The organism is Parasphingomonas caseinilytica (genome assembly GCF_036663755.1).
In the GTDB taxonomy this organism is placed as follows: Bacteria; Pseudomonadota; Alphaproteobacteria; order Sphingomonadales; family Sphingomonadaceae; genus Sphingomonas.
In genome coordinates this window covers 102,668-116,712 of the sequence record NZ_JAXOJL010000009.1, presented here as the reverse complement: position 1 = coordinate 116,712, position 14,045 = coordinate 102,668, and the positions used below count along the sequence as shown (strand labels likewise).

Here is a 14,045-nt window from a genome sequence, read left to right as displayed (position 1 = left end):
GCTTTAGATATCGTCACACCGCGTGACCTTTTGCGCCAACCCGGCTAAGGGGCGGCGATGTCCAAACTCCCCGTGGTCGCGATTATCGGCCGTCCCAATGTCGGCAAGTCGACTTTGTTCAACCGCCTCGTCGGCAAGAAGCTCGCTCTGGTCGACGATCGCCCCGGCGTGACGCGCGATCGGCGCGAAGGCGATGCGACGCTCGTCGGCGTCGATTTCCGCATCATCGATACCGCCGGATACGAGGACGAGGACGCCGCAACACTGCCCGGCCGGATGCGCGCGCAGACCGAGGCCGCCGTTGCGCAGGCCGATGTCGCTCTGTTCATGATCGATGCGCGCGTCGGTGTCGTGCCGCTGGAGGAGGAAATCTCCCGCTGGCTGCGTGGCTCCGATACGCCGATCGTGCTGGTCGCCAACAAATCCGAAGGCAAGGCCGGCGAGGCGGGCATCCTCGAATCGCTGGCGCTGGGCTATGGCGATCCGGTGCAGCTTTCCGCCGAACATGGCGAGGGCATGGGCGACCTGTTCGACGCGCTGCTGCCTTATATCGACCGCGAAGATGTCGAGGAGGAGCCGGAATATGGCGAGGACGATCTCAGCGCGCCGCTGAAGCTCGCCATTGTCGGGCGCCCGAATGCGGGCAAATCGACGCTGATCAATCGCATGCTGGGCGAGGAGCGGCTGATCACCGGGCCGGAAGCGGGCATCACGCGGGATTCGATCGCGGTCGATTGGACGTGGCATGATGCCGAGGGCGAGCCGCGCGCGGTGCGCCTGATCGACACCGCCGGCATGCGCAAGCGCGCCAACGTGCAGGACAAGCTCGAAAAGCTTTCGGTCGCCGATGCGTTGCACGCGATCGATTTTGCCGAGGTCGTCGTGCTGCTGCTGGATGCGACGCGCGGGCTAGAGTCGCAGGATCTGCGCATCGCCGACGCCGCGCTGCAGGAGGGCCGTGCGCTCGTGATCGCGCTCAATAAATGGGACGTGGCCGAACATGCCAGTTCGCTGTTCAACGGCGTGAAGGCGGCGCTGGACGAGGGGTTGAGCCAGGCGAAAGGCGTGCCGGTGCTGACCGTGTCGGCCGCGACCGGCAAGGGGCTGGACATGCTGATCAAGGTCGCGTTCGAGACGCGCGAAATCTGGTCGAAGCGGGTCGGCACCGGCGAACTCAACCGCTGGTTCGAGAAAGCGGTGGAGGCCAATCCGCCCCCCGCGCCGGGCGGCAAGCGCATCAAGCTGCGCTACCTGACGCAGGCGAAGACGCGGCCGCCGGGGTTCGTGCTGTTCGGCACCCGCGTCGATCAATTGCCGATGAGCTATCAGCGCTATCTGATCAACGGCATCCGCCGCGATCTCGGCTTCGGCGCGGTGCCGGTGCGGCTCACGCTGCGTGCGCCGAAGAACCCGTTCGGCTAGTAGGACCGGATCGGCCGGACGGCTCACGGAAAAGTGATTTAGATTCAATGGGTTGTCCTGTCGTGGTCAACCCATATCGGTTCTGTCCGTCAACCTTACGTTTACCCAAATCTCGTAGAAGGTGATCTACACTCTCAAGGGGCGCGTCGTGCCCAATGGAGGAGATGACGGTGTCGTTCGAAGGCAGCACATTGGTCGATTGGGCCGCCTACCAGCGTTCGCGGAGCGAGCTGGGCGCGGGATTCGTACGCATTCTAGGCTATTTCCGCGAGGATGGGGTGAAATCTGTCGCCGCGATCGAAACGGCGATGCGCGCGAACAACGCCGCCGCCCTGGTGATCCCGGCGCACACGCTGAAGGGGGAGGCGCGCCAGTTCGGTGCCGAACCGCTCGGCATGCTGGCCGAAACGATCGAAACGATCGCCCGCGATTGCGTGGAGAATCACGATACGCCGGAGGAAGCATTGGAGCATGTCGTGCAACTCAGCCCGCTGTTCCAGCAGACGCTGGCGCTGCTGGAGCGTGAGGCGAACCCGCTCGTTGCGCGGCGGCCATCGGTAGGGTTCGGCCGGCGGCCGGTTTGACCGGCTACTTAGCGCTCGCTTGGAAACGCATTCGCCGAACAATCCAAGACTAAAACAAAAGGGGGCGAGCCTGGCAGGCCCGCCCCCTTTTTCGTGCCATCACAAGGCGACCTCAACCGTGGTCGATTTCCTCGTTCGCCGGCTTGCTCTGCAACTGGACGTAATTCTCGATGCCCATGCGCTGGATCATTTCGAACTGGCGCTCCAGCGTGTCGACATGCTCTTCCTCGCTGTCGAGGATCTTGCGGAACAGATCGCGGCTGACATAGTCGCGGACCTTCTCGCAATGCTCGATCGCGTCACGCAGCGGGGGCAGGGCCTCCATTTCGAGATCGAGATCGGCCTGCAGCACTTCCTGCACCGATTCACCGATGCGCAGGCGGCCGAGCAACTGGAAATTGGGCAGGCCATCGAGGAACAAGATGCGCTCGGCGACCCAGTCGGCGTGCTTCATCTCGTCGATCGATTCGTGCTTCTCGAACTCGGCGAGCTTGCGGACGCCCCAATGGTCGTACAGCCGGTAATGTAGCCAATATTGGTTGATCGCGGTCAGCTCGTTCTTGAGCACCTCGTTCAGATAATCGATAACCTTGGGATCGCCGCGCATGATAAAGTCTCCGTTCGTTACGCAGCTAGATAGCGCAAACGGGCGGACCGCGACAGTCAAAAAATGGCGGTTTTCCGCCGATTGTTGCGCCTGCGAACGCTACGCAGCAGCGCGTTCCGCATCGATAATGGATCGCGCGAACGGTACGCATTGGCCGCATTTCGGCTGGCGGCCGAGGCTGCGATACGCCTGACACGCGCTGGTCGCACCATTGCGGGCGGCCTCGCGCACTTGAGTCTCTCTAATCGCATTACAGACGCAAACGACCATGTGATGCTCCACCTCTCGGGAACATGACTAGGGCTAATGAGAATTGTTCGCAAGCTCTTTTGCGTGTGATTCGCATTATGATGCGACGCTGGTCGCACGCGCAACACGGGTCGTCGCCGCCTGCGATGCATCGCAGACAGTGAATTGCGCATCGAAGCGAATCACTTGGTCAGACGGTGCCGGTGCCCATGAGCGCCGGGAAGAAGCCTTCATGCGTGGTGCGGAGCGCGTCCAGCATCACAACGTCATCGCGGTTGGGGCGTTCGAAGATCAGGCGCTTGCCGCCGGTACGACCGAGCGGTTCGGCTTCGACCCCGGCGGCATGCGCCGCGCCGAGAAAGTCCATCAGCGCGCTATCCTCGACCGTGACGATATAGACGCCCTGATCCTCGGCGAAGAAGCTGTGCGCGCAATCGAACGGTTGCTTGCGGTCGATCATCGCGCCGATATCGCCGGCCAGCGCCATTTCAGCGAGCGTGACGGCAATGCCGCCGTCGGACACATCGTGGACCGCGGTAAGCTGGCCGAGCGTGATGGCTTCGCGAATCAGATCGCCGGCCTTGCGTTCGAGCGCGAGATCGACGCGGGGCGGGGGGCCGTCCTCGCGGCCATGGCATTCGCGCAGCCACAGGGTCTGGCCGAGATCGCCACGCCGGGTGCCGACGGCAAGGATCACGTCGCCGCTGCCCTTGAAGGCGATCGTCGCGCTTTTGGACCAATCGGCGAGCAGGCCGACGCCGCCGATCGCGGGCGTGGGGAGGATCGCGGAGCCGCCACCGGCGGCCTTCGATTCGTTGTAGAGGCTGACATTGCCCGACACGATCGGGAAATCGAGCGCGCGGCAGGCGTCGCTCATGCCTTCGAGGCAGCCGACGATCTGGCCCATGATCTCGGGCCGCTGCGGGTTGGCGAAGTTCAGGCAGTTGGTGACGGCGAGCGGAGTCGCGCCGACCGCGCTCAAATTGCGCCACGCCTCGGCCACCGCCTGCTTGCCGCCCTCATAGGGGTCGGCGAAGCAGTAGCGCGGGGTGCAGTCGGTCGTCATGGCGAGGCCCTTGGGCGTGCCGTGGACGCGCACCACCGCCGCATCGCCGCCAGGGCGCTGCACGGTGTCTCCGCCGACCATGTGGTCGTATTGCTCCCAGATCCAGCGGCGGCTGGCGATGTCGGGCGATCCCATCAACGTCAGCAGATCGGCGGCGATATCGGTGCTTTCCGGCACCTCGACCAGCGCCTTGGCCGGCGGGGTGGGGACGTGCGGGCGATCGTAGAGCGGGGCATCGTCGGCGAGCGGGCCGAGCGGAATGTCTGCGACGACATCACCCTTCCACTTAAGCACCATGCGGCCGGTTTCGGTAACATGGCCGATGACCGCGAAATCCAGTTCCCACTTGCGGAAGATCGCTTCGGCGAAATCCTCGCGACCGGGCTTCAGCACCATAAGCATGCGCTCCTGCGATTCGCTGAGCATCATCTCGTACGGCGTCATGCCGGTTTCGCGCTGCGGCACGTCGTCCATGATCAGTTCGATGCCGACGCCACCCTTGCTGGCCATCTCGACGCTGGAGGAAGTGAGGCCGGCGGCGCCCATGTCCTGGATCGCGACGATCGCGTCGCTGGACATCAGTTCCAGGCACGCTTCGATCAGCAGTTTCTCGGTGAAGGGATCGCCGACCTGCACGGTCGGGCGCTTGGCATCTGCATCCTCGCCGAAATCGGCCGAGGCCATCGTCGCGCCGTGGATGCCGTCGCGCCCGGTCTTGGCACCGACATAGACGATCGAATTGCCCACGCCGGATGCGGCGGAATAGAAGATCTTGTCCTGATCCGCGACGCCGACGGTCATCGCGTTGACGAGGATGTTGCCGTCATAGGCCGGGTGGAAGTTCACCTCGCCGCCGACCGTCGGCACGCCGACGCAATTGCCATAGCCGCCGATGCCGTGAACGACGCCGGCGATCAGATGCTTCATCTTGGGATGATCGGGCGATCCGAAGCGCAGTGCGTTGAGGTTGGCGATCGGCCGCGCGCCCATCGTGAACACATCGCGCAGGATGCCGCCGACTCCGGTCGCGGCACCTTGATAGGGTTCGATATAGCTCGGATGGTTATGGCTCTCCATCTTGAAGATCGCCGCCTGACCGTCCCCGATATCGATCACGCCGGCATTCTCGCCCGGGCCACAGATCACTTGTGGGCCAGTGGTCGGCAGCTTTTTCAAATGGATGCGGCTAGATTTGTAGCTGCAATGTTCGGACCACATGACCGAGAAGATGCCGAGTTCGGTCAGATTCGGCTCGCGCCCCATGGCGTGCAGCACGCGCTCATATTCATCGGGGGACAGGCCGTGTTCGGCGACGATCTCGGGCGTGATCTGGCTCATGCCTGCGCCTTTAGCGGGGCGTGGGCGATCCGTCACCCCGTGGGGTGCGGCGGTTTTTGCTGCCATGCACCATAAACCGGCTGGATGAGCGGCGAATAATCGTCATGATGCGCCGGGCTAACGCCGCCTTAATTGCGGGCGCGGCATATTGGATCGATGGGCATGCATCTCAAACGTCTCTGGCTCCGGCGGGCCGACGCGCTTCCGTCGCAAATGCCCGATCCGGCGATGCGCGATTTCATGTCGGACGAGCCTGTGGGCCTGCCGGCGCTGCCGGCGGCGTGGCAATGCGATCTGGCCACCGAGGAATTGCGCTGGACGAACGGGGTGTTCGATCTGTTCGGCATAGCGCGGGGAACGGCGGTGGATCGCCGATCGACGCTGGAAATGTATCTGCCCGAATCGCGCGCCTTGCTCGGGCGGCTGCGTAGCGCGGCATTGGAGACGTGCGGGAGCTTCACGTTCGAAGCGCAGATTCGGCGGCTGGACGGAGATCTGCGCTGGATGCGGCTGAGTGCCGACGTGCAAAAGCGGAACGGCAAGGCGGTGGTCCTGTATGGGACGAAGCAGGATATCACGGCGGAGATGCTGGGGTAGGACTGGCGCCTATTTCTTCCGCCAAAACTGCAATCGCCGAAACAGTCCCCGCTTGCTCAAACTCTCGAACATCTCCCCCGGTCCCTCGGGGTCCAGCACCTCATTGTCGGCGAGCCATTTCTCGACGTCGCTCAATTCGGGCACCTCGTAATCCACCAGCGTCCGCCCCGGCGTGCGCAATCGATCGATCGTGGCGATCAGCGATCCCGTATCGGTCAAGCACGTCGCAACACGATCGACTTCCAGCCCGAGATGCTCGGCGATCAGGCCGTTGCGGATCGCGCCGATGCATTTCGGATCCGCGCCGTGATCGGCATCGATCGTCACATCGCATTCGGTGTCGAGCCGCATCGAGCGATTGTTGAAGTTGGACGATCCGACGCGCAGCACCTGATCGTCGATCACCAGGATCTTAGCGTGGACATAGATCGGCCTGCCGCCCTTCGTAACTGGGTGATACATGCGCAACCGGCCGTGCGTGTCGTGATGCTTGAGCGCCTGGAACAGCCGCGCCCGTGCCGTGTCCATCGCGATCGGCTCCAGCCAGCCCTGTGCGGTGGTCGGGTTGATGATGACGATTTCGGGGCCGTCGGCTTCGTCCAGCCGGAGTGCAATGGCCTCGGCGATGCAGCGCGAGGCGAAATACTGGCTCTCGGCATAGATGTGCCGCTTCGCGCGGGCGATCAGATCGAGATAGAGTTGCTCGATCTCGATCACCTGCTGGTGCTCCGGCATTTCCGGTTCGGTGCGCGATACGGCGACGCGGATGTCGGCAAAATCCACGTCCAGCCCGTCCGGCCAGCAATCGGTGGTGGCGGGCGGCGGCGCGATCGCCTTGCCCCCGGCCAATTCCCAACGATCGCGGCACAATTGGCCAAGCGCCGACGCGACCGGGCCGGACAATGCGGTGGTGGCGTCGTGCCACGGCTTGTATTGCTCGGTACTGCCCGGCTCGGTGCGGCACGGCTGGTCGTCGAGATGCTCGCGCGTGTCCCAGCGCTCCGACGTCATGTCGATCCCACCGGCAAAGGCGAGGCAATCGTCGATCACGACGATCTTCTGGTGATGCGATCCACCGACCGGGTGATAGCCGTCGAGCTTGGTGTGGATGCGGGCGTGCGTCATCCATTTGGCGATCGTGAAGACGGTCGATCCGCGCACCAGCGTCTTCAGCGCGCCGACATCCCAGCGCAGCGTGTAGACCTGCAATTCGGGGCGGTGCTTGACCAACCAGTAGATGAAATCGCCGACGTTGCGGGGCGCGCCGTCGCCGGTATCGCCATCCGGCGTGAGATCGATGCGCGCGTCGAAATCCCAGCCGATCAGTAGGATCTGGTGTTCCGCCTTAAGCATCGCCGCGCGCGCCGCCTTGAAGTAGCGATCCGCATCGACGATCACTGTGGCGCGGGTCGCGGTTTCGATACGCCAGCAATTGCGGCCCGGCTCCAGCGCACTCACAGGATTTCGCTAACCGTCTCCGGGGGACGCCCGAGGCGAACGCCCTTGTCGGTTTCCACGAGGGGGCGTTCGATCAGGATTGGGTTCTCGGCCATGGCGTCCAGTATCGCTGCGTCGCTCGCACCCGCCAATGCCTTGGCGTCGGGTTCGTTCCGCCGCAGCCCGTCACGTGGCGAAATTCCCGCTTTGGCATAGAGCGCGGCTAGGGTTTTGCGCGTCGGCGGATGCTTGAGATATTCGATGACGGACACGTCCACGCCCGGCGCGTCGTTCAGGATCGCCAGAGCCTCACGCGATTTCGAGCAGCGCGGATTATGCCAGATGGTCGCCTTCATTTCGCCACCGGCGTCTTCAGATATTTGTCGAACCACGCCACCGTGCGCTTGAGCGAATCGAGCTGGTTCTCGCGCTTCTGGAAGCCGTGCCCTTCCGCCGGATAGAACACCGTCTCGACCACATTGCCCTTGGCCTTCAGGATGTCGTTCACCTCCTGCGCCTGGCCGCGCGGCACGCGGATGTCGTTTTCGCCCTGGATCGTCAGCAACGGGGCCTTGGCGGCGCGGATATAGGTGAGGGGCGAGGAGGCGTCATAGACCTTCGGGTCGCTTTCCGGCGTGCCGAGCAGGCCGCGCTGATAAGCCTTCAACAACTCGTCCTGATCGCGGTACATCGTGCGCCAGTTGATGATGCCGAACCATTGTACGGCGGCGGCGAATTCGTCCGGCACGCGGCCGATCGCCATCAGGGTCATGAACCCGCCATAGCTGCCGCCGAAGATGCCGACGCGCTTCGCATCGACATAACCGGTGTTCACGAGGAACGTCTTGGCCGCGACCGTATCCTTCAAATCCCCGCCGCCGAGATCCTTGAAGTTCGCTTCTTGGAACGCCTTGCCATAGCCGGTCGAGCCGCGGAAATTGGGCTGGATCGTGATATAGCCGCGGCTGGCGAAGGCGGTGGCGTAGCGGCTGTAGCCGTCCTGCGCCTGACCGGTGGGGCCGCCGTGCGGCAGGACGATCGCGGGATTGTGACCGTCACGCTTCAGGTTGGCGGGCATCGTCACCACCGCGCTGACGAGCGTGCCGTCGAAGCTCTTGTAGGTCACGACCTCCGACTTGGGCAGCACCTCGGGCGACAGGCTGGCGATGGCGAGCTGCGTCGCCGGGCGGGCCGCACCGCTGGCGAGATCGTAGAGATACAGGTTGGTCGGCGAATCCGCCCCGGAATGGCCGACCAGCAATGTGCGCCCGTCCGGCGAGCGCGGATCGGCACCGGTAAGGTAGTTCACGCCGGGCGGCACCTGCAACGCGGTCTCGGTGCCCTTCGCGATATCGTAGCGGTACAGAGTGCTGCGCGCATCGGCGTTGGTGGCGAAGATCAGCGCCTTGCCGTCGCGCGTGAAGCTGCTCGCGGTCTGCTCCCACGGCGTGGGCTTGAGCCATTTCCACGTCTTCGCAGCGGTATCGTACAGGCCGGCATGCAATTGCCCGGTGCCGTCGTCGGTGCTGACCGCGATCCATTTCCCGTCCGGCGTGGCGTCGGCGGCCTGATAGTCGGTGTCGGCCTTGGCGATCAGCTTCGTCGCCGCGCCGGTGGCGGCATCGACGCGCCACACCTCGCCGACCTTCGAATCGACCCGGTCGCGATTGGCGATGATCGCCGTGCCGTTGTCGACCCACGCGACCGCGCCCCAGGCGAATTGCGGGTCGGCCTCCTTCGTCAGCACGCGGACAGTGCCGTTCGCATCGAGCACCGCGAGGTTGGTCTGCCCCTCGGTCTTCAGCTTGGTGGACAGAGCGATCGCGCCGTTCGCGCCGCCGACGAGCATGCTGCCCTCGCGCCGGTCGGGCGTTTTCGTGATCTGCTCGACCGCGCCGCCGCCGACCGGAACGCGATAGATGTCGGGATATTCGTTACCGCCGACATCCTGCTGGAAATAGACGTATTTTCCGTCGGCGGAGGGTGCGAGGCCGGTCTGCGAATCGTCCGATTGCGTCAGCTGTACCGGCCAGCTGCCGGCGGTGTCGGTGCGCCAGATGTTGGTGCGCCCGGTGAGGTTGGTGGCGACGAAGATCTGCTTGCCGTCCGCGCTCCACGCCGTGCTGCCGAGCGAGCGCGACGTGCCGATATCCTCGACCGGCACGGCGCGGGCGTTCGGGTTGACGGGCGAGGTGACGGATTTCGGATCGGTGACGGGCCGGTCGGGCGTCTTCACCTGCGCCCATAAGGACGTGGCGACCGGCGCGGTGAGGACCAGCGCCAGCGCGGTGGCGGCGGGCAAACGGATCATGGCGATTCTCCCCTGTTACGGGGATGGTTCTGGCAGAGGCGGGAGGGAGGGGGAAGTGGTGGGAGGCTTGGCGCCGTTTCTTAGCCCCTCCCCTTCAGGGGAGGGGTTGGGGCAGTGCCGCATGAACTGGCGCTGGTCTCGGTGAGATTGCACTGCCCCACCCCAACCCCTCCCCTGAAGGGGAGGGGCTAAGATTGGGTCACTCCTGCTTGGCCAGCCACTCCTCCAGCCACTTGATCGTGTAATCTCCGGCCTGGAAATCCGGATCGTCGAGCAGCGCCTGATGCAGCGGGATCGTCGTCGTCGGCCCCTCGATCACGAACTCTTCCAGCGCCCGCCGCAAACGCCGCAAAGCGCCGTTGCGCGTCGTGCCGTAGACGATCAGCTTGGCGATCATCGAATCGTAATACGGAGGCACGCGGTAGCCGGCGTACAGCCCGCTATCGACGCGGACATGCATGCCGCCCGGCGCGTGGAACATCGTCACCAGCCCCGGCGATGGGGCGAAGGTGCGCGGGTTTTCGGCGTTGATGCGGCATTCGATCGCATGGCCACGGAACACCACGTCCTGCTGGCGCAACGTCAGCGGGCGACCTTCGGCGATCTGGATCTGCTCGCGCACCAGATCGAGGCCGGTGATCATCTCGGTCACCGGATGTTCGACCTGCAGGCGGGTGTTCATCTCGATGAAGTAGAATTCGCCGTCTTCCCACAGGAACTCGATCGTGCCCGCGCCGCGATAGCCCATGTCGGCCATCGCCTTGCTGCACACCGCGCCCATGCGTGCGCGATCTTCCTCGCCGAGCACGGGGGAGGGGGCCTCCTCCAGAACCTTCTGGTGTCGGCGCTGCAGCGAGCAATCGCGCTCGCCCAAGTGAATCGCATTGCCGTTGCCGTCGCCGAACACCTGGAATTCGATGTGCCTCGGATTGCCGAGATACTTTTCCATATAGACGGTGGCGTCGCCGAACGCGGCCTTGGCCTCGCTGCCGGCCTGGCTCATCAGCGTCTCGAGCGTGTCTTCCGACGTGCACACCTTCATGCCGCGCCCGCCGCCGCCCGAGGCGGCCTTGATGATCACCGGATAACCGATCCGCGCGGCGATTTCCTTCGCCTCGGCGACGTCGCTGATCGCGCCGTCCGATCCGGGCACCAGCGGCAGGCCGAGCCGACCGGCGGTGCGCTTGGCCTCCACCTTGTCACCCATCGTGACGATATGTTCGGGCTTCGGGCCAACGAAGATGATGCCGTGCGCCTCGACGATCTCGGCGAATTTGGCGTTCTCGCTGAGGAAGCCGTAGCCGGGGTGGATCGCATCCGCACCGCTGATCTCGGCCGCCGAGATGATGTTGGCGATGTTCAGATAGGAATCGGTCGCCGATGGCGGGCCGATGCAGATCGCCTGATCGGCGAGGCGCACGTGCATCGCATCGGCATCGGCGGTGGAATGTACCGCGACCGTCTGGATTCCCATTTCATGGCACGCGCGGTGGATGCGCAACGCGATCTCGCCGCGATTGGCAATCAGCAGCTTTTTAATTTGAGCCAAGGCTGGTTACTCGACCACGACGAGCGGCTGGTCGAACTCGACCGGCTGCTTGTCCTGAACCAGGATCGCCTTCACCGTGCCGGCGCTGGGCGCGACGATCGGGTTCATCACCTTCATCGCCTCGACGATCAGCAACGTGGCACCGGCCGCGACCTTGTCGCCGATCGCGATGAACGGCTTCGACGTCGGATCCGACGAAAGATAGGCCGTACCGACCATCGGCGATTTCACCGCATCAGCGGTGCTGGCCAGGGCGGGTGTGCCGACTTCGGTGGGGGCGGCCGCGGCAACCGGGGCAGCGGCCAGAGGCGCTGCCGCATAGTGTACCGGCGCGGCGGCGACCGATGCGGCCTTGCGCGCGATCCGGATCTTGCGTCCGCCGTCTTCGACCTCGATCTCGGTCAGCGATGTATCGTCCAGCAATTGCGCGAGCTGGCGCACCAGATCGACGTCGATCCGCATTGCGTCTTCAGTGTTTGTGTCGGTCATGCGACCATGAACTCCTTTTATGGGATGTTTCCCTTTATACGGCCCGCGTCCTGTCAGAGACGCGCGGCGGCTTCAAGCGCCAGCACGTAGGAAAGCGCGCCGAACCCGGCGATCGTACCCTTGGCGGCGCGTGCGATATAGCTACGATGGCGGAAGCTTTCGCGGGCATGCGGGTTCGAAAGATGCACCTCGATCACCGGCGTCTTGATCCCTTTCATCGCGTCGTGGATCGCGATCGAGGTGTGGGTATAGGCACCGGCATTCAGGATCACCGCCTTCGCACCCTCGGCTTGCGCCTCGTGCAGCCAGTCGACGATATGCCCTTCATGATTGGACTGGCGCATATCGATCTTCAGATCGAGATCGCGCGCGCGATCCTCCAACATGCCGGCAATGTCGTCGAGCGTGTCATGGCCGTAGATATCCGGCTCGCGCAGGCCGAGCAGGTTGAGGTTCGGGCCGTTGAGGACGTAGATGGTAGCGGACAAGCGGATGGCCTTTCGGTTGCGACCAAGGCGCTACGGCCTATATCGCGTCTGCCTCCCCTTTACCCGTTCGTATCGAGCGAAGTCGAGATACGGGTTCCGGTGGTAGGCTTCTCGACTTCGCTCGAAGCGAACGGCAAGGGGTAAAAATGCATTCCGACCACACCGTCTCGATCCGCGTCAACGGCGAACACCGCCGCATCTCCGCCGGCCTGACCATTGCGCAACTCGCCGCCGATCTGGGCCTCGTGCCGGAAAAGGTGGCGGTGGAACGCAATCTGGAGATCGTGCCGCGCTCCACGCTGGGCGATGTGACGGTCGAGGATGGCGATGAACTGGAGATCGTCCATTTCGTCGGGGGTGGCGATCATTCCGCCCCGGTCAAGGCCGATACCTGGACCGTGGCGGGCCAGACCTTTACGTCGCGGCTGATCGTCGGCACTGGCAAATACAAAGATTTCGTGCAAAATGCTGCCGCGGTCGAGGCCTCGGGCGCGGAGATCGTCACCGTCGCGGTGCGCCGGGTGAACGTCAGCGATCGCAATGCGCCGATGCTGACCGACTTCATCGATCCGAAGAAGATCACCTACCTGCCCAACACCGCCGGCTGTTTCGACGCCGAATCCGCGATCCGCACGCTTCGGCTGGCGCGCGAGGCAGGGGGCTGGGAGCTTGTGAAGCTGGAGGTGCTGGGCGAGGCGAAGACGCTGTATCCCGACATGGTCGAAACGCTGCGTGCGTGCGAAATCCTGTCGAACGAGGGCTTCAAGCCGATGGTCTATTGCGTGGACGATCCGATCGCGGCGAAGCGGCTGGAAAATGTCGGCGCGGTGGCGATCATGCCGCTGGGCGCGCCGATCGGCTCGGGTCTCGGCATTCAGAATCGGGTGACGATTCGCCTGATCGTCGAGGGCGCGAGTGTCCCCGTGTTGGTCGATGCCGGCGTCGGCACCGCATCGGATGCGGCGGCGGCAATGGAACTCGGCTGCGACGGCGTGCTGATGAACACCGCGATCGCCGAGGCCAAGGATCCGATCCTGATGGCGGCGGCGATGAAGGCTGGCGTGGAGAGCGGGCGGATGGCCTATCTGGCGGGCCGGATGGGCAAACGCATGTATGCCGATCCGTCTAGTCCGCTTAGCGGGTTGATTTGAGCGCGCGTCGGACTGCGCCCTAATTTTTCCCCCGTTCGTCCTGAGCCTGTCGAAGGGCGTGTTTGGGACAGGTGCTTCGACAAGCTCAGCACGAACGGGAAAGGCAAGTTTCGGTTGGCGAAGTATCAGCAGCGCTTGGCGATCTTCAGCCCGCGCAGGAAACCGCGCCGCGCATAGCCCGCGCTGATCGCCGCATCCAGGCGACGCTGTGCCGGCGCTGCACCCGAGACTTCGCGAACGACACCGCGAAACGGGATGAGCGAGTTGACCACGGCGCGGCCGCCGACTTCGGCGATGCCAGCGCGGGGCGCGGTGCTGCCCGAATCGAGATCTGGGCCGAGTGCGCCGGTCAATTCGCGGATCGCGCTATTGAGGTGCGCGCAGGACTTGAGCTGCGCATAGGGCGCGGCAGCGGCCGATTTCAGCACCGGCGGGATCGAGGTCTTGGCGATGCCGACATCGCGCACCGGCTGGCTGGCGATGTCGCCCGCGACCTGGCCGGTATTCTTCTTTTCCTGCGCCTGCGCCGTGACCGACAGGCTGAGTGCGACCATGGCCAGCACGGAGTGTTTCGAGATCATGGATGCGACTCCTGAGTGGGATTTGAAACGCCGAAACGCATGAAAACGCGGATCGACGCATGTCGTCGTCACAAAAAGGCGTTTGGTCGCCACCGCAACGAAATTTAGGGTCCCCTTTGACGGCGACGCAACTTCATGTGCGTCATCGCGTTTACGCGCACATGTTGGGGACATTC

At 64.2% G+C, this 14,045-nt stretch carries 14 protein-coding genes; 4 read left to right on the top strand and 10 right to left on the bottom strand.

Annotation, left to right across the window (positions count from 1 at the left end; all coding sequences use genetic code 11):
* Positions 1-57: 57 nt before the first annotated feature.
* Entirely contained in the window at positions 58-1,422 is a 1,365-nt protein-coding gene (der, locus tag U1738_RS17150; RefSeq protein ID WP_332790262.1) for a ribosome biogenesis GTPase Der, read from the top strand.
* A 170-nt stretch (positions 1,423-1,592) separates the two neighbouring features.
* Positions 1,593-2,006, top strand: coding sequence for an Hpt domain-containing protein (locus tag U1738_RS17145; protein WP_443027042.1), 414 nt, complete (start codon positions 1,593-1,595; stop codon positions 2,004-2,006).
* A gap of 112 nt (positions 2,007-2,118) precedes the next feature.
* Here U1738_RS17145 and bfr read toward each other — a convergent pair whose 3' ends face one another.
* The 3 genes from bfr to purL form a co-directional block, all read right to left on the bottom strand.
* The gene (gene bfr / locus U1738_RS17140; RefSeq protein WP_332790261.1) at positions 2,119-2,613 is read right to left on the bottom strand and encodes a bacterioferritin; all 495 of its coding nucleotides are present in this window, start codon (positions 2,611-2,613) and stop codon (positions 2,119-2,121) included.
* Positions 2,614-2,712: 99 nt separating this feature from the next.
* Positions 2,713-2,883, bottom strand: a complete 171-nt coding sequence (locus tag U1738_RS17135; RefSeq protein ID WP_082472903.1) for a (2Fe-2S)-binding protein — start codon at positions 2,881-2,883, stop codon at positions 2,713-2,715.
* 169 nt (positions 2,884-3,052) lie between these two features.
* The gene (purL, locus tag U1738_RS17130; RefSeq protein ID WP_332790260.1) at positions 3,053-5,266 is read right to left on the bottom strand and encodes a phosphoribosylformylglycinamidine synthase subunit PurL; all 2,214 of its coding nucleotides are present in this window, start codon (positions 5,264-5,266) and stop codon (positions 3,053-3,055) included.
* Between the two features lie 162 nt (positions 5,267-5,428).
* On the opposite strand from purL, the gene U1738_RS17125 reads away from it, so the two are divergent.
* Complete coding sequence (locus U1738_RS17125; RefSeq protein WP_332790259.1) at positions 5,429-5,863, top strand: PAS domain-containing protein; 435 nt, start codon at positions 5,429-5,431, stop codon at positions 5,861-5,863.
* 9 nt (positions 5,864-5,872) lie between these two features.
* Here U1738_RS17125 and U1738_RS17120 read toward each other — a convergent pair whose 3' ends face one another.
* The 6 genes from U1738_RS17120 to aroQ form a co-directional block, all read right to left on the bottom strand.
* Positions 5,873-7,321, bottom strand: a complete 1,449-nt coding sequence (locus U1738_RS17120; protein WP_443027041.1) for a phospholipase D-like domain-containing protein — start codon at positions 7,319-7,321, stop codon at positions 5,873-5,875.
* Positions 7,318-7,656: an arsenate reductase (glutaredoxin) gene (gene arsC, locus U1738_RS17115; protein WP_332790258.1), complete on the bottom strand. Its 339-nt coding sequence runs from the start codon at positions 7,654-7,656 to the stop codon at positions 7,318-7,320. The genes U1738_RS17120 and arsC overlap by 4 nt, the downstream gene beginning before the upstream one ends.
* Complete coding sequence (locus tag U1738_RS17110; RefSeq protein WP_332790257.1) at positions 7,653-9,611, bottom strand: S9 family peptidase; 1,959 nt, start codon at positions 9,609-9,611, stop codon at positions 7,653-7,655. The genes arsC and U1738_RS17110 overlap by 4 nt, the downstream gene beginning before the upstream one ends.
* A gap of 199 nt (positions 9,612-9,810) precedes the next feature.
* A complete protein-coding gene (accC, locus tag U1738_RS17105) occupies positions 9,811-11,160 on the bottom strand; it encodes an acetyl-CoA carboxylase biotin carboxylase subunit (RefSeq protein WP_332790256.1) in 1,350 nt (449 codons plus the stop codon).
* A gap of 6 nt (positions 11,161-11,166) precedes the next feature.
* Positions 11,167-11,649: an acetyl-CoA carboxylase biotin carboxyl carrier protein gene (gene accB, locus U1738_RS17100; RefSeq protein ID WP_332790255.1), complete on the bottom strand. Its 483-nt coding sequence runs from the start codon at positions 11,647-11,649 to the stop codon at positions 11,167-11,169.
* A gap of 53 nt (positions 11,650-11,702) precedes the next feature.
* Positions 11,703-12,137, bottom strand: a complete 435-nt coding sequence (gene aroQ / locus U1738_RS17095) for a type II 3-dehydroquinate dehydratase (RefSeq protein WP_332790254.1) — start codon at positions 12,135-12,137, stop codon at positions 11,703-11,705.
* 146 nt (positions 12,138-12,283) lie between these two features.
* On the opposite strand from aroQ, the gene thiS reads away from it, so the two are divergent.
* Positions 12,284-13,288, top strand: a complete 1,005-nt coding sequence (thiS, locus tag U1738_RS17090; protein ID WP_332790253.1) for a sulfur carrier protein ThiS — start codon at positions 12,284-12,286, stop codon at positions 13,286-13,288.
* A 125-nt stretch (positions 13,289-13,413) separates the two neighbouring features.
* Here thiS and U1738_RS17085 read toward each other — a convergent pair whose 3' ends face one another.
* Positions 13,414-13,869 (bottom strand): hypothetical protein, encoded by a 456-nt coding sequence (locus U1738_RS17085; protein ID WP_332790252.1) that lies wholly within the window; start codon positions 13,867-13,869, stop codon positions 13,414-13,416.
* Between the last annotated feature and the right edge of the window lie 176 nt (positions 13,870-14,045).

Coding starts and splice junctions, on each gene's coding strand:
- der (WP_332790262.1), top strand. CDS start 58: ATGTCCAAACTCCCCGTGGTCGCGATTATCGGCCGTCCCAATGTCGGC.
- bfr (WP_332790261.1), bottom strand. CDS start 2,613: ATGCGCGGCGATCCCAAGGTTATCGATTATCTGAACGAGGTGCTCAAG.
- U1738_RS17135 (WP_082472903.1), bottom strand. CDS start 2,883: ATGGTCGTTTGCGTCTGTAATGCGATTAGAGAGACTCAAGTGCGCGAG.
- purL (WP_332790260.1), bottom strand. CDS start 5,266: ATGAGCCAGATCACGCCCGAGATCGTCGCCGAACACGGCCTGTCCCCC.
- U1738_RS17125 (WP_332790259.1), top strand. CDS start 5,429: ATGCATCTCAAACGTCTCTGGCTCCGGCGGGCCGACGCGCTTCCGTCG.
- arsC (WP_332790258.1), bottom strand. CDS start 7,656: ATGAAGGCGACCATCTGGCATAATCCGCGCTGCTCGAAATCGCGTGAG.
- U1738_RS17110 (WP_332790257.1), bottom strand. CDS start 9,611: ATGATCCGTTTGCCCGCCGCCACCGCGCTGGCGCTGGTCCTCACCGCG.
- accB (WP_332790255.1), bottom strand. CDS start 11,649: ATGACCGACACAAACACTGAAGACGCAATGCGGATCGACGTCGATCTG.
- thiS (WP_332790253.1), top strand. CDS start 12,284: ATGCATTCCGACCACACCGTCTCGATCCGCGTCAACGGCGAACACCGC.
- U1738_RS17085 (WP_332790252.1), bottom strand. CDS start 13,869: ATGATCTCGAAACACTCCGTGCTGGCCATGGTCGCACTCAGCCTGTCG.